Raw genomic sequence first — 22,107 nt, 5'->3', positions numbered from 1 at the left:
GGCACCACACCCGCCACACCCCGAATATGGGGAGCCCACCCTGGTGCACAAGTCGATCACATGGCATCGTCCAGGCAAGCCGTGTCACGCGCACCCGTCGAGCCGGGGGACCCCCGCCGCGGTGCGCGCCCGACGCATACGACGCACACCACGCGTACCGACCGGGAGCCGCATCATGACCACCGCACCGCAGTCCGACCACCGGCCGGAGCCCCTCTGGCAGCCCGGCCCGGACCGTATCGCCGGCGCACAGGTCACCCGCTTCCACACCTGGGCCGCCGAGCGGCATGGCGCGCCCGCCGCCACCCCCGGCGACCCCGCCGCGAGCTACGCCGCCCTGCACCGGTGGTCCGTCGACGAACTGCCCGCCTTCTGGCAGGCCACCGCCGAATGGTTCGACGTCCGCTTCGCCACCCCCTACGACACCGTCCTCGCCGACCGCGCGATGCCCGGCGCCCGCTGGTTCCCCGGCGCCACCCTGAACTACGCCGAGCACGCCCTGCGCGCCGGCGAGGACCCGGCCCGCGCCGACGACCCCGCGCTGCTGTACGTCGACGAGACCCACGAGCCCACCCCCGTCACCTGGGCGGAGCTGCGCGCCCAGGTCGGATCGCTGGCCGACGCACTGCGCCAACTCGGCGTCCGCCCCGGAGACCGGGTCAGCGCCTATGTCCCCAACATCCCGCAGGCCGTCGTCGCCCTCCTGGCCACCGCCGCCGTCGGCGCCGTCTGGACCTCCTGCGCCCCCGACTTCGGCGCCCGCAGCGTCCTGGACCGCTTCCAGCAGATCGAACCGGTCGTCCTGTTCACCGTCGACGGCTACCGCTACGGCGGCAAGGAGCACGACCGCCGCGACACCGTCGGCGAACTCCGCGCCGAACTGCCCACCCTGCGCGCCGTCGTCCACATCCCGCTGCTCGGCACCCCCGCTCCCGAAGGCGCCGTGAACTGGTCGGACCTGACCTCGCAGGACACCGAACCGGTCTTCGAGCAGGTTCCGTTCGACCATCCGCTGTGGGTCCTGTACTCCTCCGGCACCACCGGACTGCCCAAGGCCATCGTCCAGTCCCAGGGCGGCATCCTGCTCGAACACCTCAAGCAGGCCGGGCTGCACTGCGACCTCGGCCCCGGCGACCGGTTCTTCTGGTACACCTCCACCGGCTGGATGATGTGGAACTTCCTCGTCGCCGGCCTGCTGGTGGGCTCCACCATCGTGCTCTACGACGGCAGCCCCGGCCACCCCGACATCACCGCCCAGTGGCGGGTCGCCGAAACCACCCGCGCCACCCTCTTCGGCACCTCCGCCGCCTACGTCATGGCCTGCCGCAAGGCCGGCATCCATCCCGCCCGCGACCTCGACCTCTCCGCCATCACCTGCGTGGCCACCACCGGCTCCCCGCTCCCGCCGGACGGCTTCCGCTGGCTGCACGACTCCTTCGCGGAGAGCGGCGCCGACCTGTGGACGGCCTCGGTCAGCGGCGGCACCGACGTCTGCAGCTGCTTCGCCGGCGCCGTGCCCACCCTCCCCGTCCACATCGGTGAACTCCAGGCCCCCTGCCTCGGCACCGACCTGCAGGCCTGGGACCCCCAGGGCAAGCCGGTCATCGACGAGGTCGGCGAACTCGTCGTCACCAACCCCATGCCGTCCATGCCCACCCGCTTCTGGAACGACCCCGACGGCGCCCGCTACCACGACAGCTACTTCGACATGTACCCCGGCGTGTGGCGGCACGGCGACTGGATCACGGTCACCTCCCGCGGCAGCGTCGTCATCCACGGCCGCTCCGACTCCACCCTCAACCGCCAGGGCGTCCGGATGGGCTCCGCCGACATCTACGAGGCCGTCGAACGGCTCCCCGAGATCCGCGAATCCCTCGTCATCGGCCTGGAACTCCCCGACGGCGGTTACTGGATGCCGCTCTTCGTCCACCTCGCCCCCGGCGCCACCCTCGACGACGACCTGCGCGACCGCATCAAGCGCACCCTGCGCGAACAGCTCTCGCCGCGGCACGTCCCCGACGACATCATCGAGGCACCCGGCGTCCCGCACACCCTCACCGGCAAGCGCATCGAGGTCCCCGTCAAACGCCTCCTCCAGGGCACCCCCCTCGACAAGGCCGTCAACCCCGGCTCCGTCGACAACATCGAACTGCTGAGCTTCTACGAGCGGGTGGCCCGCGACCGCGCGGCCGAAGGCCCCACGACGTAGGCAGCGGAACCGGCCGGCGCCGGACCGACAAGGCTCCCGCGGCCCGTCGGTCCGGCGCCGGCCGCGATTGTCAGACCCCCCGATTACTGTGAGTGACAAGTGACGTTCGGTCAGCGTCCCACTCGCAAGGGGCGCATCTCACCCAGGGGGAGTCATGACATCCGCATTCCGGCACACCAGCCGTTCCGCCGCCCACCGCACACTGCGCCGCGAAGTCCCCAGCACCGCCGCCGTCCTCGTCGACGAGCAGGACTTCACCGCCATGCGCCGCTACCGCACCTTCCCCTTCGACGACCACGGCAGCTACCTCCAGCAGATGGAGACCCTGCTGCGCACCCTCGCCGCCCAGGGCGTGCTCACGACCCTCAGCCTCTTCGACCCCGCCGCCTTCGAGCAGTACTGCACGGAGCAGGACCTCGACCCGGACCGCCCCGACAGCCGCACCCGCTACACCGCCGAAGCCGCCCGCACCGGCGCACGGGTGACGTACGAAGGCGAGCCGCTGAGGCAGCTGCTGCCGTTACTGGTCGAGGAAGCCGACCGCCAGTCGGCCTGGAACCACGCCGCCGCCCTCCTCGCCCGCGCCGGCAGCTGCGACGACTGCGGCGCCGACCTCGCCCACGCCGCCTTCGCCCGCGCCACCCAAGCCCTCCAGCAGCTGCTGACGTCCCTCGGCGGCGGCACCCACCACCTCGTCTGCTCCATCGCGGCGGGTGAACCGTCCCTCCTCGCGGTCCTGCACGTCACCGACGGCGCCGGCGACCGGCTCCGCCTCGCCGAATCCGAGACCCTCGTCTTCTGCACGGTCCTCGCCGCCGGCCTCGCCCTGCGCACCCCCGGCGGCATCGTCTCCCGCACGACCGCCGACCTCACGGACCCCGCCCATCACGGCGCCACCACCGGACCCCTCCGCGACACGGTCCGCGGCTGGTCCCTGCGCGATTCCTGGCTCCGCCCCCTCACCGGCGCCGAGGTCTTCACCGCCTACTGCACCGACGCCGACAGCGGAGAACCCATCCCGCCCGAGCCCGGCGTCGACTACGCCCCCGGCCTGCCCCTCGAACCCCCGCCCGACGCCCACGACCACTGAGCCGCCCGTACGGCCGCAGACACCAAACGGCCGCCCCGCCACAAGGGCGGGACGGCCGTCGGAACTCCTGCGACGTCTGTTACGACATCACTCGCCGGAGAGCACCGCCTGCGCGGCGGCCCGGGCGTCATCGGCGGTGTCCGCGGCCCGCGCCGCGGCCGCCGCACGCTCACACTGCGCCAGCGTGTGCTTGGCCAGCGTCGCCCGCACATAGGGAATCGACGCCGAACCCATCGACAGGCTGGTGACACCGAGCCCGGTCAGCACACACGCCAGCAGCGGATCGGAGGCCGCCTCACCACAGACACCGCAGCTCTTGCCCTCGGCCTTCGCGGCCTCGGCCGAAGCCGCCACGAGGTCCAGCAGCGCCGGCTGCCAGGGATCCTGCAACCGCGCGACCGCACCCACCTGGCGGTCGGCGGCGAAGGTGTACTGCGCCAGGTCGTTGGTCCCCAGCGAAAGGAACTCCACCTCTTGCAGAATCGAGCGGGCCCGCAGCGCAGCGGACGGAATCTCCACCATCGCGCCGAACTTCGCCCGCAGCCCGGCCTCCCGGCACGCGTCCGCGAACGCCTTGGCGTCGATCCGGTCCGCCACCATCGGGGCCATGACCTCGAGGTAGACCGGCAGCCCCTCGGCCGCCTTCGCCAGCGCCGTCAGCTGAGTACGCAGCACCTCGGGGTGGTCGAGCAGCGTGCGCAGACCCCGCACACCCAGCGCCGGGTTCGGTTCGTCCGCCGGCGTCAGGAAGTCCAGAGGCTTGTCGGCACCGGCGTCCAGCACGCGCACGACCACGCGGCCCTCCGGGAACGCCTCCAGCACCTTCCGGTACGCCTCGACCTGCTTCTCCTCGGACGGCGCCTGCTTGCTGTCGTCCAGGAACAGGAACTCGGTACGGAAGAGCCCGACACCCTCGGCCCCGGCCTCCACGGCAGCGGCCACATCACCGGGACCGCCGACGTTCGCCAGCAGCGGCACCTTGTGCCCGTCGGAGGTGGCACCGGGACCGGACGAGGCGGCCAGCGCCGCCTTCCGCTCCGCGGCGGCCCGCTCCAGCTCCGCCCGCTTCTCGGCGCTCGGCTCCACGAAGATCTCTCCGGTGCTGCCGTCGACGGCGATCACCGTGCCCTCGACCAGCTCACCCGCGCCCGGCAGCGCCACGACGGCCGGCACACCCAGCGCCCGCGCCAGAATCGCGCTGTGACTGGTCGGCCCGCCCTCCTCGGTGACGAACCCGAGCACCAGCGTCGGGTCGAGCAGCGCGGTGTCGGCCGGCGCCAGATCCCGCGCGATCAGCACATACGGCTCATCGCTGTCCGGCACACCCGGCATCGGCACACCCAGCAGCCGGGCGACGATACGGTTCCGCACATCGTCGAGGTCGGCGACCCGCCCCGCCAGGTACTCACCGGCACCGGCGAGCAGCGCCCGGTAGGCCGCGAACGCGTCGTACACACCGCGCTCGGCGGTGCTGCCGACGGCGATCCGCCGCTCGACGTCCGCCATCAGCTCGGGGTCCTGCGCCATCAGCGCCTGGGCCTCCAGAACGGCCTGCGCCTCGCCGCCCGCCAGGTTTCCACGCGCTATCAGGTCGGCGGCGACAGCCTCCACGGCCTGACGGGCACGCCCCTGTTCGCGCTCCGCCTCATCCGCCGGAATCTGCTTGGCCGGTGGTTCGAGAACCGCCGTGCCCATGTGCCGCACCTCGCCTATGGCCACACCGTGGCTCACGCCGACGCCTCGCAGCGTTGTCTCCATTGCACCCGTCTCCGGTTGATGCGACGGCCCGGCCGCCGCGGTGGATGTCGTCTCTGCCGTGGGGACGGCGCCCGGCTACTGCCAGGAGAAGAGCTCGTCGCCCGCCTTGATGTCGCCGTCCTCGCGCACCTGGCCGAGGGAGTCGGCGGTGGCCTCGAGCGCGACGACCGGGCAGACCGGCGACTTACCGGCCTCTTCGACCGCGGCGGGGTTCCAGCGCACGATCTCCTGGCCGCGGGTGACGGTGTCGCCCTTGTTCACGAGCAGCTCGAAGCCCTCGCCATTGAGCTGAACGGTGTCGATACCGAGGTGGGTGAGCACGCCGTGCCCCTCACCGTCGACGACGACGAACGCATGCGGGTGCAGCGAGACGAGCACGCCGTCCACGGGCGAGACGGCGGCAGATGGTTCACGAACGGGGTCGATGGCGGTACCGGGACCCACCATCGCGCCGGAGAACACCGGGTCGGGCACAGCCGCGAGTCCGATGGCGCGTCCTGCGAGCGGGGACGTCACGGTGGTCATGGGAAGCCTCCCAGGGGTGGAGATTCATCAGGTCGCCGTCACTACCTGTCCTGGACGGCGCACCGTTCAGAAGCGTAAGTCATAAGAACTGACGGTTCCGCATGACAGGCTCCGGTTGCACCCCGCGCGTCCCGCTGAATCGATTTGCCTCGCCCACAGCAGAGCTGTACTGTCTGAGACCTGCCCCGGACAACAGGACGCAATCACTGCGTCCGGTTGAGGTGGGCGGCACTCCCAGCGTCTTGATCGCGACTCAAGAATTGCGCTTCTGCATGTCTGCAGAAAAGCAGCGGTTCGAAAGCCGGAAAAGGCCTGATAGAGTGTGAAACACCGAAGGGAAGCGCCCGGAGGAAACCCGAGAGGGAATCCAAAGGAAGCGTCCGTTCCTTGAGAACTCAACAGCGTGCCAAAAGTCAACGCCAGATATGTTGATACCCCGTCGACCGGAAACATCCGGGAGATGAGGTTCCTTTGAAAGTCCTACCAGCACAATGTGCGGGTAGGCAACACACAGCGAGGACGCTGTGAACGAGCAGGCTCATTCCGCCTGCTTGTTCCGCTCAACGCGAGTGTCACCCGCCGTTTTTCATTAAACGCAGTCGGGTAAAGCATTCACGGAGAGTTTGATCCTGGCTCAGGACGAACGCTGGCGGCGTGCTTAACACATGCAAGTCGAACGATGAACCTCCTTCGGGAGGGGATTAGTGGCGAACGGGTGAGTAACACGTGGGCAATCTGCCCTTCACTCTGGGACAAGCCCTGGAAACGGGGTCTAATACCGGATATGACGCGCGACCGCATGGTCTGTGCGTGGAAAGCTCCGGCGGTGAAGGATGAGCCCGCGGCCTATCAGCTTGTTGGTGGGGTAATGGCCTACCAAGGCGACGACGGGTAGCCGGCCTGAGAGGGCGACCGGCCACACTGGGACTGAGACACGGCCCAGACTCCTACGGGAGGCAGCAGTGGGGAATATTGCACAATGGGCGAAAGCCTGATGCAGCGACGCCGCGTGAGGGATGACGGCCTTCGGGTTGTAAACCTCTTTCAGCAGGGAAGAAGCGAGAGTGACGGTACCTGCAGAAGAAGCGCCGGCTAACTACGTGCCAGCAGCCGCGGTAATACGTAGGGCGCAAGCGTTGTCCGGAATTATTGGGCGTAAAGAGCTCGTAGGCGGCTTGTCACGTCGGATGTGAAAGCCCGGGGCTTAACCCCGGGTCTGCATTCGATACGGGCAGGCTAGAGTTCGGTAGGGGAGATCGGAATTCCTGGTGTAGCGGTGAAATGCGCAGATATCAGGAGGAACACCGGTGGCGAAGGCGGATCTCTGGGCCGATACTGACGCTGAGGAGCGAAAGCGTGGGGAGCGAACAGGATTAGATACCCTGGTAGTCCACGCCGTAAACGTTGGGAACTAGGTGTGGGCGACATTCCACGTCGTCCGTGCCGCAGCTAACGCATTAAGTTCCCCGCCTGGGGAGTACGGCCGCAAGGCTAAAACTCAAAGGAATTGACGGGGGCCCGCACAAGCAGCGGAGCATGTGGCTTAATTCGACGCAACGCGAAGAACCTTACCAAGGCTTGACATACGCCGGAAAACCCTGGAGACAGGGTCCCCCTTGTGGTCGGTGTACAGGTGGTGCATGGCTGTCGTCAGCTCGTGTCGTGAGATGTTGGGTTAAGTCCCGCAACGAGCGCAACCCTTGTTCTGTGTTGCCAGCATGCCCTTCGGGGTGATGGGGACTCACAGGAGACTGCCGGGGTCAACTCGGAGGAAGGTGGGGACGACGTCAAGTCATCATGCCCCTTATGTCTTGGGCTGCACACGTGCTACAATGGCCGGTACAATGAGCTGCGATACCGCGAGGTGGAGCGAATCTCAAAAAGCCGGTCTCAGTTCGGATTGGGGTCTGCAACTCGACCCCATGAAGTCGGAGTTGCTAGTAATCGCAGATCAGCATTGCTGCGGTGAATACGTTCCCGGGCCTTGTACACACCGCCCGTCACGTCACGAAAGTCGGTAACACCCGAAGCCGGTGGCCCAACCCCTTGTGGGAGGGAATCGTCGAAGGTGGGACTGGCGATTGGGACGAAGTCGTAACAAGGTAGCCGTACCGGAAGGTGCGGCTGGATCACCTCCTTTCTAAGGAGCATCTAGGCAGCCGCAAGGTTGTCCAGAGCCACTACGTCGGCGAATGTTCGACGGTGGTTAGCTCATGGGTGGAACGTTGACTATTCGGCACGGTTTCTGAGGATTCATTAGTACTGCTTCGGCGTGGAACGTGGGTCTTGGGGGATCGTGTCGGGCACGTTGTTGGGTATCTGAGGGTACGGACTGTGAGTCTGGACCTTCGCGATGCCGGCCCCAGTGAACTCAGCCTTCGGGTTGGGGTGGTGGGTGGCTGGTCGTTGCTTGAGAACTGCACAGTGGACGCGAGCATCTGTGGCCAAGTTTTTAAGGGCGCACGGTGGATGCCTTGGCACCAGGAACCGATGAAGGACGTGGGAGGCCGCGATAGGCCCCGGGGAGCTGTCAACCGAGCTTTGATCCGGGGGTGTCCGAATGGGGAAACCCGGCAGTCGTCATGGGCTGTCACCCATACCTGAACACATAGGGTATGTGGAGGGAACGCGGGGAAGTGAAACATCTCAGTACCCGCAGGAAGAGAAAACAACCGTGATTCCGGGAGTAGTGGCGAGCGAAACCGGATGAGGCTAAACCGTATTGGTGTGATACCCGGCAGGGGTTGCCAGTGCGGGGTCGTGGGAGTTCTCTTTCATCGTCTGCCGGCGATGAGACGAGTCAGAAACCGTTGATGTAGGCGAAGGACATGCGAAAGGTCCGGCGTAGAGGGTAAGACCCCCGTAGCTGAAACATTGACGGCTCGTTTGAGAATCACCCAAGTAGCACGGGGCCCGAGAAATCCCGTGTGAATCTGGCGGGACCACCCGTTAAGCCTAAATATTCCCTGGTGACCGATAGCGGATAGTACCGTGAGGGAATGGTGAAAAGTACCGCGGGAGCGGAGTGAAATAGTACCTGAAACCGTGTGCCTACAAGCCGTGGGAGCGTCGCACAAGGACTTGTCCTTGTGTCGTGACTGCGTGCCTTTTGAAGAATGAGCCTGCGAGTTTGCGGTATGTTGCGAGGTTAACCCGTGTGGGGAAGCCGTAGCGAAAGCGAGTCCGAATAGGGCGTTGAGTAGCGTGCCCAAGACCCGAAGCGGAGTGATCTAGCCATGGGCAGGTTGAAGCGGAGGTAAGACTTCGTGGAGGACCGAACCCACCAGGGTTGAAAACCTGGGGGATGACCTGTGGTTAGGGGTGAAAGGCCAATCAAACTCCGTGATAGCTGGTTCTCCCCGAAATGCATTTAGGTGCAGCGTCGTGTGTTTCTTGCCGGAGGTAGAGCACTGGATAGGCGATGGGCCCTACCGGGTTACTGACCTTAGCCAAACTCCGAATGCCGGTAAGTGAGAGCGCGGCAGTGAGACTGTGGGGGATAAGCTCCATGGTCGAGAGGGAAACAGCCCAGAGCATCGACTAAGGCCCCTAAGCGTGTGCTAAGTGGGAAAGGATGTGGAGTCGCAGAGACAACCAGGAGGTTGGCTTAGAAGCAGCCACCCTTGAAAGAGTGCGTAATAGCTCACTGGTCAAGTGATTCCGCGCCGACAATGTAGCGGGGCTCAAGCACACCGCCGAAGTCGTGTCATTACAGCAATACTCCCAACGGAGGCTGTGATGGGTAGGGGAGCGTCGTGTGCCGGGTGAAGCAGCCGTGGAAACGAGTTGTGGACGGTTCACGAGTGAGAATGCAGGCATGAGTAGCGATACACACGTGGGAAACGTGTGCGCCGATTGACTAAGGGTTCCTGGGTCAAGCTGATCTGCCCAGGGTAAGTCGGGACCTAAGGCGAGGCCGACAGGCGTAGTCGATGGACAACCGGTTGATATTCCGGTACCCGCTTTGAAACGCCCAATATCGAATCCATTAATGCTAAGGCCGTGAAGCCGGCCTGGAGTCTTCGGACAAAGGGACGTGGTGGAGCCGCCGATCCAAGGTGGTAGTAGGTAAGCGATGGGGTGACGCAGGAAGGTAGTCCAGCCCGGGCGGTGGTTGTCCCGGGGTAAGGGTGTAGGACGCTGTCTAGGCAAATCCGGACAGCACATAAGTCTGAGACCTGATGCCGAGCCGATTGTGGTGAAGTGGATGATCCTATGCTGTCGAGAAAAGCCTCTAGCGAGTTTCATGGCGGCCCGTACCCTAAACCGACTCAGGTGGTCAGGTAGAGAATACCGAGGCGTTCGGGTGAACTATGGTTAAGGAACTCGGCAAAATGCCCCCGTAACTTCGGGAGAAGGGGGGCCATTTCCGGTGATGGGATTTACTTCCTGAGCTGGGGGTGGCCGCAGAGACCAGCGAGAAGCGACTGTTTACTAAAAACACAGGTCCGTGCGAAGCCGTAAGGCGATGTATACGGACTGACGCCTGCCCGGTGCTGGAACGTTAAGGGGACCGGTTAGTCACATTTCGGTGTGGCGAAGCTGAGAACTTAAGCGCCAGTAAACGGCGGTGGTAACTATAACCATCCTAAGGTAGCGAAATTCCTTGTCGGGTAAGTTCCGACCTGCACGAATGGCGTAACGACTTCTCGACTGTCTCAACCATAGGCCCGGTGAAATTGCATTACGAGTAAAGATGCTCGTTTCGCGCAGCAGGACGGAAAGACCCCGGGACCTTTACTATAGCTTGATATTGGTGTTCGGTTCGGCTTGTGTAGGATAGGTGGGAGACTTTGAAGCCGTGACGCCAGTCATGGTGGAGTCATTGTTGAAATACCACTCTGGTCGTGCTGGATGTCTAACCTGGGTCCGTGATCCGGATCAGGGACAGTGTCTGGTGGGTAGTTTAACTGGGGCGGTTGCCTCCTAAAGAGTAACGGAGGCGCCCAAAGGTTCCCTCAGCCTGGTTGGCAATCAGGTGTTGAGTGTAAGTGCACAAGGGAGCTTGACTGTGAGACTGACGGGTCGAGCAGGTACGAAAGTAGGGACTAGTGATCCGGCGGTGGCTTGTGGAAGCGCCGTCGCTCAACGGATAAAAGGTACCCCGGGGATAACAGGCTGATCTTCCCCAAGAGTCCATATCGACGGGATGGTTTGGCACCTCGATGTCGGCTCGTCGCATCCTGGGGCTGGAGTCGGTCCCAAGGGTTGGGCTGTTCGCCCATTAAAGCGGTACGCGAGCTGGGTTTAGAACGTCGTGAGACAGTTCGGTCCCTATCCGCTGTGCGCGTAGGAGTCTTGAGAAGGGCTGTCCCTAGTACGAGAGGACCGGGACGGACGAACCTCTGGTGTGCCAGTTGTCCTGCCAAGGGCATGGCTGGTTGGCTACGTTCGGAAAGGATAACCGCTGAAAGCATCTAAGCGGGAAGCCTGCTTCGAGATGAGGGCTCCCACCTCCTTGAGAGGGTAAGGCTCCCAGTAGACGACTGGGTTGATAGGCCAGATATGGAAGCCGGGTAACCGGTGGAGTTGACTGGTACTAATAGGCCGAGGGCTTGTCCTCAGTTGCTCGCGTCCACTGTGTAGGTTCTGAAGTAACGACCGTTGAGTCATGCTCCGGTTGGTTAACTTCATAGTGTTTCGGTGGTCATAGCGTTAGGGAAACGCCCGGTTACATTCCGAACCCGGAAGCTAAGCCTTTCAGCGCCGATGGTACTGCAGGGGGGACCCTGTGGGAGAGTAGGACGCCGCCGAACTTTCATTGTGGGAAAGCCCCGCACCGTTATGGTGCGGGGCTTTTCTGCGTTCTGGGGATCTTGGGGACCCGCGGTACGGCGTGGCTGGCGGGCCAGGTAGGGTCAGGGGGCATCATTGGCACATTTCCCACAGGAGGCCCCCGCGGTGGAGGTCCAGGAGACGCGGGTCCAGACGGATCGCGTCCTTACCATCCCGAATATCCTGAGCATGGCTCGCCTCGTCGGCGTGCCGGTGTTCCTGTGGTTGATCCTTTGGCCGGTATTCGGTGGTCCGAATGCTGATGGCTGGGCGCTGCTGGTCCTCGCGCTGAGTGGTGTCAGCGACTACCTGGACGGCAAGCTCGCCCGGCGCTGGAACCAGATCAGCAGCCTCGGGCGGATCCTGGACCCGGCGGCCGACCGCCTCTACATCCTGTCCACCCTCGTCGGCCTGACCTGGCGCGAGATCCTCCCGGTCTGGCTCACCGCGGCCCTGCTGGCGCGCGAACTGATGCTGCTGATCGCGGTGGGATTCCTCGGGCGTCACGGATATGGCCCTCCCCAGGTGAACTTCCTGGGGAAGGCGGCTACGTTCAACTTGATGTACGCCTTCCCGTTGCTCCTGCTGAGCGACGGAAGTGGCTGGCTTCACACGCTCGCTGCTATTTTCGGATGGGCGTTCGCAGGTTGGGGTACGGCGCTCTACTGGTGGGCAGGGATCCTGTACGTGGTCCAGGTCCGCCGACTCATCAGGGCGGACGCCACAGCCGACTGAGCTCTCCGAACCGGCAGATTGTGCAACGGCCGGCGCCCGTACGCGAGCACAGGAACAGTGGGCGATCTGGACAAGTGAAGTCGGCAAGACCGTCGTCTCTTATGAGGAGGACGCTTCCGACATGAAGGCCGTTGTGATGGCCGGCGGCGAGGGAACACGCCTTCGCCCCATGACGTCCAGCATGCCCAAACCCCTGCTTCCGGTCGCCAACAGGCCGATCATGGAGCATGTGCTGAGGCTGCTGAAACGGCATGGTCTCACTGAGACCGTTGTGACCGTGCAATTCCTTGCCTCGCTCGTCAAGAACTATTTCGGGGACGGGGAAGAGCTCGGAATGGAGCTCACCTACGCCAACGAGGAAAAGCCTCTCGGCACCGCGGGCAGCGTGAAGAATGCCGAGGAAGCCCTCAAGGACGACGCCTTCCTCGTCATCTCCGGTGACGCCCTCACCGATTTCGACCTCACCGATCTGATCCGGTTCCACAAGGAAAAGGGTGCCCTCGTCACCGTCTGCCTCACGAGGGTCCCCAATCCCCTAGAGTTCGGCATCACCATCGTCGACGAGGGCGGCAAGGTCGAACGCTTCCTGGAAAAGCCCACCTGGGGCCAGGTCTTCTCGGACACCGTCAACACCGGTATCTACGTGATGGAGCCGGAGGTCTTCGACTACTTCGAGCCCGATGTTCCGGTCGACTGGTCCGGTGATGTCTTCCCGCAGCTCATGAAGGAAGGCAAGCCGATCTACGGCTATGTCGCCGAGGGGTACTGGGAGGATGTCGGCACCCACGAGAGCTATGTGAAGGCCCAGGCCGATGTGCTCGAGGGCAAGGTCGATGTCGACATCGACGGCTTCGAGATCTCGCCCGGAGTATGGGTCGCCGAGGGCGCCGAGGTCCATGCCGACGCGGTGCTGCGCGGGCCGCTGTACATCGGCGACTACGCCAAGGTCGAAGCGGGCGTGGAGATTCGCGAGCACACCGTCGTCGGTTCGAATGTGGTCGTGAAGAGCGGCGCGTTCCTGCACCGTGCCGTGGTGCACGACAACGTCTATCTCGGTCAGCACACCAATCTGCGCGGGTGTGTGATCGGCAAGAACACCGACGTGATGCGGGCCGCCCGGATCGAGGACGGCGCGGTGATCGGCGACGAATGCCTCATCGGTGAGGAGTCGATCGTCCAGGGCAATGTGCGGGTCTATCCGTTCAAGACCATCGAGGCCGGCGCGTTCGTCAACACCTCGGTGATCTGGGAATCCCGAGGCCAGGCGCATCTGTTCGGCGCCCGCGGCGTGTCCGGCATCCTCAACGTCGAGATCACCCCGGAACTCGCCGTACGGCTCGCGGGGGCGTACGCCACCACGCTCAAGAAGGGCTCCACGGTCACCACCGCACGTGACCACTCCCGTGGTGCTCGGGCGCTCAAACGCGCGGTGATCTCCGCGTTGCAGGCCAGCGCCATCGACGTACGCGACCTGGAGAACGTCCCGCTGCCGGTCGCCCGTCAGCAGACCGCCCGCGGCAGCGCCGGCGGCATCATGGTCCGTACGACACCCGGTGTACCGGACTCCGTCGACATCATGTTCTTCGACGAGCGGGGCGCCGACCTCTCGCAGGGCGGGCAGCGCAAGCTCGACCGCGTCTACGCCCGTCAGGAGTACCGGCGTGCCTTCCCCGGCGAGATCGGTGACCTGATCTTCCCGGCGAGCGTCTTCGACTCGTACACCGGGTCGCTGCTGCGGGCCGTGGACACCACCGGGATCGCCGAGTCGGGACTGAAGGTCGTCGTGGACGCCTCCAACGGCAGCGCGGGCCTGGTCCTGCCCAGCCTCCTGGGGCGGCTCGGAGTCGACTCCCTGACCATCAACCCCGGGCTCAACGAGTCCCGGCCCACCGAGACCGCCGAGGCCCGGCGCTCCGGGCTCGTCCGGCTCGGGGAGATCGTGGCCTCGGCACGGGCCGCCTTCGGCGTGCGCTTCGACCCCGTGGGCGAACGGCTCTCGCTCGTGGACGAACGCGGCCGGATCATCGAGGACGACCGTGCGCTGCTGGTCATGTTGGACCTGGTCGCCGCCGAACGGCGCACCGGACGGGTGGCGCTGCCGGTGACCACCACCCGGATCGCCGAGCAGGTGGCGGCGTACCACGGCACACAGGTCGAGTGGACGACCACCTCACCGGACGATCTGACCCGGGTGGGGCGGGCGGACGGCACGGTCTTCGGCGGGGACGGCCTGGGCGGCTTCATCATCCCGGAGTTCAGTTCCGTCTTCGACGGTGCGGCCGCGTTCGTCCGGCTGATCGGTCTGGTGGCCCGCACCCAGCTCACGCTCAGCCAGATCGACGCGCGGATCCCGCGGGCGCATGTGCTGCGCCGCGATCTGGCGACCCCGTGGGCGGTCAAGGGCCTGGTCATGCGGCATGTCGTCGAGGCGGCCGGCGACCGGGAGGTGGACACTACGGACGGCGTACGTGTCGTGGAGGCCGACGGGCGCTGGATCCTGGTGCTGCCGGACCCGGCCGAGGCGGTCACCCACCTGTGGGCGGAAGGTCCGGACGACGACTCCGCCCAGCAACTGCTGGAGGAGTGGTCGGCCGTGGTCGACAGCGCGGGCCGCTGATCCGGACCCCACCGGCGGGCCGTCGATCGGCGCGCCGGTGGGGCCATTGGGAGACTGCGCGGCCGACGTGGGACGATGTGCGGCATGTCGCAGCAGCGCCCCGATCGGAGCACCCCGAAACCGCCGGCCGCGCGCCCCGATGCGTCCATGTCGCTGCTGACCAACGTGATGGATCACAGCCTCGACGACGGGTACGCCGAGGCGGCCGCGCGCAAGTCCGAGGCCGGCGTGCGCGGGCTGCCGCGCACCCTGCGGGCGAAGTTGGGCCTGGCGGCCGGTCTGGTGCTGGCCGCGCTCGTGGTGACCGTCGGGGCGGCGCAGGCGCGGATATCCGCACCGACGCTGGCCAAGGAGCGCGAAGAGCTGATCAACCGCATCCAGAAGGGGACCGGCGAGGCGGACAAGCTGCAGCAGCGGGTCGACGCGCTGCGGGGCGACGTCAGCAGGATGCAGCGTGAGGCCCTGAAGCAGCGCGGCGGCGGCAAGGCCGAACTGCTGGCCCTGTTGGCGGGCTCGACACGGGTCACCGGGCCCGGCGTGAAACTCGTCGTGGACGATGCCAAGGGCGCGGAGTCCGGTGGCGGCGGGCCGCGCGAGAGCAGTGGTTTCTCCGACACCGGGCGGGTACGCGACAGGGACATGCAGCGCGTCGTCAACGGCCTGTGGGAGTCCGGTGCGGAGGCCATCTCCGTCAATGGGCAGCGGCTTACGTCACTCTCGGCGATCAGAGCCGCGGGAGACGCCATACTGGTCGACAACAAGCCGCTGGTGCCGCCCTATACGGTGCTGGCGGTGGGGGACGGGCAGCGGCTGAGCACCGCGTTCCAGGACAGCGCCGATGGTCAGTACCTGCATGTGCTGCAGGAGAACTACGGCGTGCGCACCAGGATTTCCGCGGAGAGTGAGGTCACGCTGCCGCCCGCGCCCAGTTTGATCGTACGCACCGCAAAGCCGCAGGCCGGTGCCGCCAGGTCGGGCGGCACCGACACAGGGAAGGGCACATCGTGATCGCCGTACTGGGCCTCATCGTGGGAGTCGTGGTCGGACTCGTCGTCCGACCCGTGGTGCCGACGGTGGTCGAGCCCTACTTGCCGATCGCTGTCGTCGCGGCGCTGGACGCCGTGTTCGGCGGTCTGCGCGCGATGCTGGACGGCATCTTCGACGACAAGGTCTTCGTGGTCTCCTTCCTGTCGAACGTCGTCGTCGCCGCACTGATCGTCTTTCTCGGCGACAAGTTGGGCGTCGGTGCCCAACTCTCCACCGGCGTCGTGGTGGTGCTGGGCATCCGGATCTTCTCCAACGCCGCGGCGATCCGCCGGCACGTCTTCAGGGCGTGAGGCGGATGGCAACGGACGAGTCCCCGGAGCAGGGGAAGCAGCCGGAGCGACCGGAGCCCGAGCAGGAGCGCGGTCCGGCGGGGCGGCGGCCGATGCCGCCCGAGAGCCGAAGCACCCCTGAGCGGAGGGCTTCCGGGGACGAGGACGAAACCCGGGAAACGGACAGTACTGGACAGAAGTCGAGTAAAGCGGCAGACTCCTCGACTCCTGACGCGGTGAGCGGTGGCGGAGAGGGAGAGCGTCCGAAGACCGGCCGGGAGCGGCTCGTGGCGAGCGTGTGGCCGCCGCGGTTGACCCGGGCCCAACTGATCGTTGCGCTGCTCCTGTTCATTCTCGGCCTGGGTCTGGCGATTCAGGTACGTTCCACAAGTGACAGCAGTGCGCTGCGGGGCGCGCGCCAGGAGGACTTGGTGCGCATTCTGGACGAGCTGGACAATCGCTCCCAGCGGTTGACGGACGAACAGCGGCGCCTGGAAGGGCAGAAGACCGAGCTGGAGAACAGTTCGGACCAGGCCGAGGAGGCCCGTAAGCAGACCGTGGAGAAGGAACAGCAGCTGGGTGTGCTGGCCGGGACCGTCGCGGCGCAGGGGCCCGGCATCAACCTGACCATCGACGACCCGACGCACTCCGTCGAGGCGGACAAGCTGCTGGACACCATCCAGGAGCTGCGGGCGGCCGGGGCCGAGGCCATCCAGGTCAATTCGGTACGGGTCGTCGCGGACACCTACCTCTCGGACATCCGGGGTGGGGTGGAGATCGACGGCAAGCGCGTCACGCAGCCGTACCGCTTCAAGGTCATTGGTAAGCCGGAGGACCTGGAGCCGGCACTGAACATCCCCGGCGGAGTGGTTCAGACGCTGGAAAAGGAGCAGGCCAAGGTGTCTGTGACCCGTCGGGAGAAGATCATTGTGGATGCCTTGCGAGAGGCGAAGCGGCCTGACTACGCTCGGTCGTCATCGCAGTGAGGTGTGCAGGTATGTCGAGTGCCCGTCGAGGGCATGAGGTAGCGGGGGGTCGACGCACCGTGCGTGTGGTGTGTGGTGGAAACTGTCTGGAGGCCACGGACGTTCACAGGATGTCCGGATGGGCCGGTGTGTGCATCGAGGGTTCGTCCTGCCCCACGGGCGGGTCTGTTTCGTTCAAGGGGAATCGCCCGTGAAGTTGTTTGGAAAGCTGTTCGGCAAGAGCGCGCGCCAGGAGGGCGGCAGCGGATCCGCGCGGCATCGTGCTCCGCGCCAGCCCGAGAATGGTGAGGCGGCGGAGCGTCCGCTCTTCCGCGACGAGGTCGGCGGTCCGTCCGGGGGGCACGGCGCGGGTTCTGTTGACCCCTCCGGGGCCGGCCGCATAGGTTCCGAGGAATCATCGGCCTCACGCACGGGTGGAGGGTCGGCCATGCCGGTATGTACGAGGTGTGGACACCGGAACGCCGAGGCGAGCCGGTTCTGTTCCAACTGCGGTGCGCCGCTGCGCCCGGGAGCCCAGGCCGAGCGGGCGTCCGAGACGACGTCGACGATCTCCATTTCGGGGCTGGAGGCCTACGACTCGGAGACGACGGGCCAGAATCTGGTGCCGTCGCTGTCCCCCGAGGCCCAGGCCGCGGTCGAAGCCCTTCCGCTGGGTTCGGCGCTGTTGATCGTCCGCCGGGGTCCGAATTCGGGCAGCCGCTTCCTTCTGGACAGCGAGCTGACGACGGCGGGCCGGCATCCGCAGGGCGACATCTTCCTCGACGACGTGACGGTCTCGCGCCGGCATGTGGAGTTCCGCCGCGGTGCGGACGGCGTCTTCACGGTCGCTGACGTCGGCAGCCTGAACGGCACGTACGTCAATCGTGAGCCGATCGACTCGGTCGCGCTCGCCAACGGCGACGAGGTCCAGATCGGCAAGTACCGCATGGTCTTCTACGCGAGCCAGCGGGGCGCCGGGATCTGACCGGTCAGGGAAGGCATATGCGCGATACACCGAAGGGCGGTGCCGGTTCCATCGGCACCGCCTCCTCGGGCGCCAAGCCGGTGAGCATCGGCACGGTGCTCAATGCGCTGCGCGAGGAGTTTCCCGAGGTCACCATCTCCAAGATCCGCTTCTTGGAGGCCGAGGGGCTCGTCGAGCCGAAGCGCACGCCTTCCGGATACCGGAAATTCACGCCGGCCGACGTCGAGCGGCTGGCGAGCGTCCTGCGGATGCAGCGGGACCACTATCTGCCCCTGAAGGTCATCCGGGAGCATCTGGACGCCCTGGAGCGCGGTGAGCAGGTGCAGCTGCCGGCTCCGGCCGCGTCCCAGCGGGACCTGATCGAGGACGTGTCCTGCCAGGGCGAGGACCGTCCGACGGCTGCCCGGATCGGCCGGGCGGAGCTGCTGGCCGCCGCGGCGGTGGACGAGGCGGCGCTCGCCGACTGGGAGTCGTACGGACTCATCGTCCCCCATGCGGACGGTGGATACGACATCGAAGCCGTCACCGTGGCCAAACTCGTCGCGGACCTGGGGCGCTTCGGTCTTGAACCGCGGCATCTGCGTGCCGTGAAGGCGGCCGCCGAGCGCGAGGCCGGCCTGGTCGAACAGGTCGTTGCACCCCTTCGGCGGCACCGCAACCCACAGACCAGGGCCCATGCGGAGGCCACGGTCAGAGAGCTGGCGACGCTCTCCGTACGGCTCCATGCGGCGCTGGTGCAGAGCGCTCTTCGCGTCCGGTTGCCATGAGCAAAAGAGTGCTCGACTACCCAAACCTGCCGGGCACGTCCTAGGGTTGCTGTGTGAACGAGCTCGACGTCGTGGGTGTCCGGGTGGAAATGCCTTCCAGCCAACCGATCGTGCTCCTGCGGGAGGTGGGAGGCGACCGATACTTGCCCATTTGGATCGGGCCAGGGGAGGCCACCGCCATCGCCTTCGCCCAGCAGGGCATGGTCCCTGCCAGGCCGCTGACGCACGACCTTTTCAAGGACGTGCTCGAAGCGGTGGGCCAGGAGCTGACGCAGGTACGCATCACGGACCTGCGCGAGGGGGTTTTCTATGCCGAACTGGTCTTCGCCAGTGGGGTCGAGGTCAGTGCCCGCCCGTCCGACGCCATAGCGCTGGCGCTGCGTACCGGAACGCCGATCTTCGGCACGGACGGTGTGCTGGACGACGCGGGGATCGCCATCCCGGACGAGCAGGAGGACGAGGTGGAGAAGTTCCGCGAGTTCCTCGACCAGATCTCGCCCGAGGACTTCGGCACCAACAGCCAGTGACGCCGGCCGGGTGAAGGGGCTGATTCCGGCCAAACTATTTAGCCATTCCCCGCCCGAGGTCACGAGAAACCACTCGTAGGGTGATTATCACTCGGCGTGGCGAGCGCGGCGATCGTTGACGCACCCCGAGTGACTGCATACCGTCGATATGGCAGGTCCCGTCCGGGACGTGGAGGACGGAGGGCGGCGTGGCAATCACCGGCGACGGTATGGCGGCGGAAGGGGCGTTGCCGCTCCACTCGGGCGCGGCCGCGAACCATGCCCCGGCACCGGCCGCGGCGGTGTCGGGGGACTGCGAGGCGCAGAACATCGGCTATCGCGGCCCGACCGCATGCGCGGCAGCGGGCATCACCTACCGGCAGCTCGACTACTGGGCGCGTACGGGCCTGGTGGAGCCGAGTATCCGGCCCGCGTACGGCTCCGGCACCCAGCGGCTCTACAGCTTCCGGGACGTCGTCGTCCTGAAGATCGTCAAGCGGCTGCTGGACACCGGGGTGTCGCTGCAGAACATCCGCACCGCCGTGCAGCATCTGCGTGCGCGCGGGCTGGCGGACCTGACGCGGATGACGCTGATGAGCGATGGCGCGACGGTCTACGAGTGCACCTCGCCCGACCAGGTCGTCGATCTGCTCCAGGGCGGCCAGGGCGTCTTCGGCATCGCGGTGGGCGTGGTGTGGCGGGACGTGGAGGGTGCGCTGTCACAGCTCCACGGGGAGCGCGTGGACACCGGCGAGACGCTGATGGGGAAGAACCCGCACGACGAGCTGGCGCGGCGGCGCCACAGGGCCGGCTGAGCCCGGTCCAGCGGTCCCGGCCCGGCGTCGGGTCGAATGTCAGTGCCATGCGGCAGCATCGGACGTGTGAGACCCGCGCCGACGATTCTGCATCTGGACATGGATGCGTTCTACGCGGCCGCCGAGCAGGCGGCCAAGCCCAGCCTGCGCGGCAAGCCCGTGGTGGTCGGCGGGATCGGGCCGCGGGGCGTGGTCGCCACGGCGTCGTACGAAGCCCGGATCTTCGGGGTCCGCTCCGCGATGCCCACGGCCCAGGCGCGCCGGCTGTGCCCCAATGCCGCCTATCTCAGCCCTCGCTTCGCCCTGTACCGCCAAGTGAGTGACACGGTGATGGGGCTGCTGCACGAGCTGTCGCCGCTCGTCGAGCCGCTGAGCCTGGACGAGGCCTTCGTGGACCTGGAAGCGGGCGGGGTGCCGGCCGAGACCGCCGCTGTACGCGCCGTGGGGGAGCGACTGCGGCGCGACATCCGGGCCGCGACGGGTCTGACCGGCTCGGTGGGGCTCGCGGGCGCCAAGATGCTGGCGAAGATCGCGTCCGAGGCGGCGAAGCCGGACGGCCTGGTGGTGATCGAGCCCGGCACGGAGCGGGAGCTGCTGGGCCCCATGACGGTGCGGACGCTGCCCGGGGTGGGTCCGGCGACGGCCGAGACACTGCGCCGGGCCGGGATCCACACCGTCGCGGAGACCGCGGAGGCCGGCGAGGCCGAGCTGGTCCGGCTCCTGGGCAAGGCGCACGGCGCGGGGCTGTACGCGATGGCGCTGGGCCGGGACGACCGCCCCGTGGTGGCCGAGCGGGACGCCAAGTCGATTTCGGTCGAGGACACCTTCGAGGTCGATCTGACCGACCGGACGCGGGTGCGGAACGAGATGGTGCGGCTGGCCGACCGCTGCGTCCAGCGGCTGCGGGCGGCCGGACGCTCCGGGCGGACGGTGGTGATCAAGGTGCGGAACTACGACTTCTCGACGCTGACCCGCTCGGAGACGCTCCGCGGGCCCACCGACGACCCCTCGGTCGTACGGGAGGCCGCCGTGCGGCTGCTGGAGACGGTGGACACCACCGGCGGGGTGCGGCTGCTGGGCGTGGGGGTCAGCGGGCTGGCGGACTTCACCCAGGAGGATCTGTTCGCCCAGCTGGCGACGGAGCGGGAGGCCGGGGAGCTGGCGAAGGCGGCCGCGGAGTCGGCGGGGGAGGAGGCCGGCGCAGGGGAGCCGGAGGAGGAGCGGCCGCGGCGCTGGCATCCGGGGCTGGACGTGGTGCACGAGGAGTTCGGCGCCGGTTGGGTGCAGGGAAGCGGCGTGGGGAGGGTGACCGTACGCTTCGAGACGCCGTGGTCCGCACCGGGGAGGGTGCGGACCTTCGCCGTCGAGGACCCGGCGCTGCGGCCGGGTGAGCCGTTGCCGCTGGTGGGCGGCGGGCCGGAAGGAGGTCAGTCCTCCGAGCCGGCGATCTTGCCGAAGTCCTTGTCGGGGCCGTCGGAGCCGTCCTCCTTGCCGGAGGAAGCCGGACCGGGTTCCGGTGAGGAGATGTCCAACCGGTAGTGGTGGTAGAGCTGGAGCTCCTGCTCAGGGGAGAGGTGGCGGCCCACGCCGAAGTCCGGGGCGTCCTTGATCAGCTTGCGGTCGTAGGGGATGTGCAGGCCCTCGCCGACCATTTTGCTGGGTTCAAGGGGAACGAACGCGTCCCGGCTGAAGAGTCCGGTGCGCACGGCCGCCCACTCCGGTTCCCCCGTCGCGTCGTCGAGGTATACCTCGTCGATCGTGCCTATTTTCGCGCCGTTCCGGTCGAACGCTTTGCGGCCGATCAGGCTCCGGGGATCGATATCGGTTTGCACAACCCCTCCAATTGGTCGCAACTGCCCTATGACAACTACCAAACGGCACATTTCATGCCCTGGCCACTCGAAGGATCCTTCGAGTGGTGCGCTGGTAGGCTGGCCAATGGCCGCAGAACCCATGCGGGAGAGTCCTTTGTCGTTCGCGACCAGGGCGCCGAAGGAGCAAATCCTCCCCGGAATCTCTCAGGCACACGTACCGCATGGGCGAG

At 66.6% G+C, this 22,107-nt stretch carries 15 protein-coding genes, 3 rRNA genes and 1 riboswitch; of the genes, 15 read left to right on the top strand and 3 right to left on the bottom strand.

Annotated elements, in window-relative coordinates:
- Positions 1-175: 175 nt before the first annotated feature.
- The gene (locus WAB15_RS06645) at positions 176-2,209 is read left to right on the top strand and encodes an acetoacetate--CoA ligase (RefSeq protein ID WP_407285640.1); all 2,034 of its coding nucleotides are present in this window, start codon (positions 176-178) and stop codon (positions 2,207-2,209) included.
- 154 nt (positions 2,210-2,363) lie between these two features.
- The gene (locus WAB15_RS06640; RefSeq protein WP_407285639.1) at positions 2,364-3,299 is read left to right on the top strand and encodes a hypothetical protein; all 936 of its coding nucleotides are present in this window, start codon (positions 2,364-2,366) and stop codon (positions 3,297-3,299) included.
- An 87-nt stretch (positions 3,300-3,386) separates the two neighbouring features.
- On the opposite strand, the gene ptsP is transcribed toward WAB15_RS06640, so the two are convergent.
- Together ptsP and WAB15_RS06630 are read right to left on the bottom strand one after the other, a co-directional pair.
- Positions 3,387-5,057 (bottom strand): phosphoenolpyruvate--protein phosphotransferase, encoded by a 1,671-nt coding sequence (ptsP, locus tag WAB15_RS06635; RefSeq protein ID WP_399148987.1) that lies wholly within the window; start codon positions 5,055-5,057, stop codon positions 3,387-3,389.
- Positions 5,058-5,132: 75 nt separating this feature from the next.
- Positions 5,133-5,582 carry a PTS glucose transporter subunit IIA gene (locus WAB15_RS06630; RefSeq protein ID WP_399148986.1) on the bottom strand — a complete coding sequence of 150 codons (450 nt, stop codon included), beginning with the start codon at positions 5,580-5,582 and terminating at the stop codon, positions 5,133-5,135.
- Positions 5,583-6,193: 611 nt separating this feature from the next.
- On the opposite strand from WAB15_RS06630, the gene WAB15_RS06625 reads away from it, so the two are divergent.
- From WAB15_RS06625 to WAB15_RS06565, 13 genes are all read left to right on the top strand, one after another.
- Positions 6,194-7,722 (top strand): 16S ribosomal RNA (locus WAB15_RS06625).
- 302 nt (positions 7,723-8,024) lie between these two features.
- Positions 8,025-11,145, top strand: a 23S ribosomal RNA gene (locus WAB15_RS06620).
- A gap of 76 nt (positions 11,146-11,221) precedes the next feature.
- Positions 11,222-11,338: ribosomal RNA gene (gene rrf / locus WAB15_RS06615) — 5S ribosomal RNA — on the top strand.
- Together the 16S, 23S and 5S rRNA genes form the textbook arrangement of a ribosomal RNA operon.
- Before the next feature lie 145 nt (positions 11,339-11,483).
- On the top strand, positions 11,484-12,092 hold the full coding sequence (locus WAB15_RS06610) for a CDP-alcohol phosphatidyltransferase family protein (protein WP_399150720.1): 609 nt from the start codon (positions 11,484-11,486) through the stop codon (positions 12,090-12,092).
- 121 nt (positions 12,093-12,213) lie between these two features.
- Entirely contained in the window at positions 12,214-14,709 is a 2,496-nt protein-coding gene (locus WAB15_RS06605; RefSeq protein ID WP_399150719.1) for a sugar phosphate nucleotidyltransferase, read from the top strand.
- Between the two features lie 84 nt (positions 14,710-14,793).
- Positions 14,794-15,717, top strand: a complete 924-nt coding sequence (locus tag WAB15_RS06600) for a DUF881 domain-containing protein (protein WP_399150718.1) — start codon at positions 14,794-14,796, stop codon at positions 15,715-15,717.
- Entirely contained in the window at positions 15,714-16,046 is a 333-nt protein-coding gene (locus WAB15_RS06595; protein ID WP_003984969.1) for a small basic family protein, read from the top strand. Before WAB15_RS06600 ends, WAB15_RS06595 begins: the two co-directional genes overlap by 4 nt.
- A gap of 5 nt (positions 16,047-16,051) precedes the next feature.
- Positions 16,052-17,011: a DUF881 domain-containing protein gene (locus WAB15_RS06590; RefSeq protein ID WP_407285638.1), complete on the top strand. Its 960-nt coding sequence runs from the start codon at positions 16,052-16,054 to the stop codon at positions 17,009-17,011.
- 118 nt (positions 17,012-17,129) lie between these two features.
- Entirely contained in the window at positions 17,130-17,975 is an 846-nt protein-coding gene (locus WAB15_RS06585; RefSeq protein WP_399150716.1) for an FHA domain-containing protein, read from the top strand.
- A 17-nt stretch (positions 17,976-17,992) separates the two neighbouring features.
- Positions 17,993-18,742 carry a MerR family transcriptional regulator gene (locus WAB15_RS06580; RefSeq protein WP_399150715.1) on the top strand — a complete coding sequence of 250 codons (750 nt, stop codon included), beginning with the start codon at positions 17,993-17,995 and terminating at the stop codon, positions 18,740-18,742.
- A 53-nt stretch (positions 18,743-18,795) separates the two neighbouring features.
- On the top strand, positions 18,796-19,269 hold the full coding sequence (locus tag WAB15_RS06575) for a bifunctional nuclease family protein (protein ID WP_006606439.1): 474 nt from the start codon (positions 18,796-18,798) through the stop codon (positions 19,267-19,269).
- Between the two features lie 188 nt (positions 19,270-19,457).
- Positions 19,458-20,063 carry a MerR family transcriptional regulator gene (locus tag WAB15_RS06570; protein ID WP_399150714.1) on the top strand — a complete coding sequence of 202 codons (606 nt, stop codon included), beginning with the start codon at positions 19,458-19,460 and terminating at the stop codon, positions 20,061-20,063.
- A 66-nt stretch (positions 20,064-20,129) separates the two neighbouring features.
- Complete coding sequence (locus WAB15_RS06565) at positions 20,130-21,602, top strand: DNA polymerase IV (protein WP_407285637.1); 1,473 nt, start codon at positions 20,130-20,132, stop codon at positions 21,600-21,602.
- Here WAB15_RS06565 and WAB15_RS06560 read toward each other — a convergent pair.
- Positions 21,491-21,895, bottom strand: coding sequence for a PRC-barrel domain-containing protein (locus WAB15_RS06560; protein WP_393494951.1), 405 nt, complete (start codon positions 21,893-21,895; stop codon positions 21,491-21,493). The genes WAB15_RS06565 and WAB15_RS06560 overlap by 112 nt on opposite strands.
- Positions 21,896-22,009: 114 nt before the next feature.
- Positions 22,010-22,107, top strand: a riboswitch (glycine riboswitch).

This window comes from Streptomyces sirii (assembly GCF_045690365.1).
GTDB classification, from domain to species: domain Bacteria; phylum Actinomycetota; class Actinomycetes; order Streptomycetales; family Streptomycetaceae; genus Streptomyces; species Streptomyces sirii.
The sequence above is the reverse complement of the archived record's forward strand: the minus strand, read 5'-3'. Positions and strand labels throughout refer to the sequence as shown.

Bases quoted from the DNA above. Each gene is read 5' to 3' on its own strand.
- ptsP (WP_399148987.1), bottom strand. From the start codon at position 5,057: ATGGAGACAACGCTGCGAGGCGTCGGCGTGAGCCACGGTGTGGCCATA.
- WAB15_RS06645 (WP_407285640.1), top strand. From the start codon at position 176: ATGACCACCGCACCGCAGTCCGACCACCGGCCGGAGCCCCTCTGGCAG.
- WAB15_RS06580 (WP_399150715.1), top strand. From the start codon at position 17,993: ATGCGCGATACACCGAAGGGCGGTGCCGGTTCCATCGGCACCGCCTCC.
- WAB15_RS06600 (WP_399150718.1), top strand. From the start codon at position 14,794: ATGTCGCAGCAGCGCCCCGATCGGAGCACCCCGAAACCGCCGGCCGCG.
- WAB15_RS06640 (WP_407285639.1), top strand. From the start codon at position 2,364: ATGACATCCGCATTCCGGCACACCAGCCGTTCCGCCGCCCACCGCACA.
- WAB15_RS06605 (WP_399150719.1), top strand. From the start codon at position 12,214: ATGAAGGCCGTTGTGATGGCCGGCGGCGAGGGAACACGCCTTCGCCCC.
- WAB15_RS06590 (WP_407285638.1), top strand. From the start codon at position 16,052: ATGGCAACGGACGAGTCCCCGGAGCAGGGGAAGCAGCCGGAGCGACCG.
- WAB15_RS06585 (WP_399150716.1), top strand. From the start codon at position 17,130: ATGGGCCGGTGTGTGCATCGAGGGTTCGTCCTGCCCCACGGGCGGGTC.
- WAB15_RS06630 (WP_399148986.1), bottom strand. From the start codon at position 5,582: ATGACCACCGTGACGTCCCCGCTCGCAGGACGCGCCATCGGACTCGCG.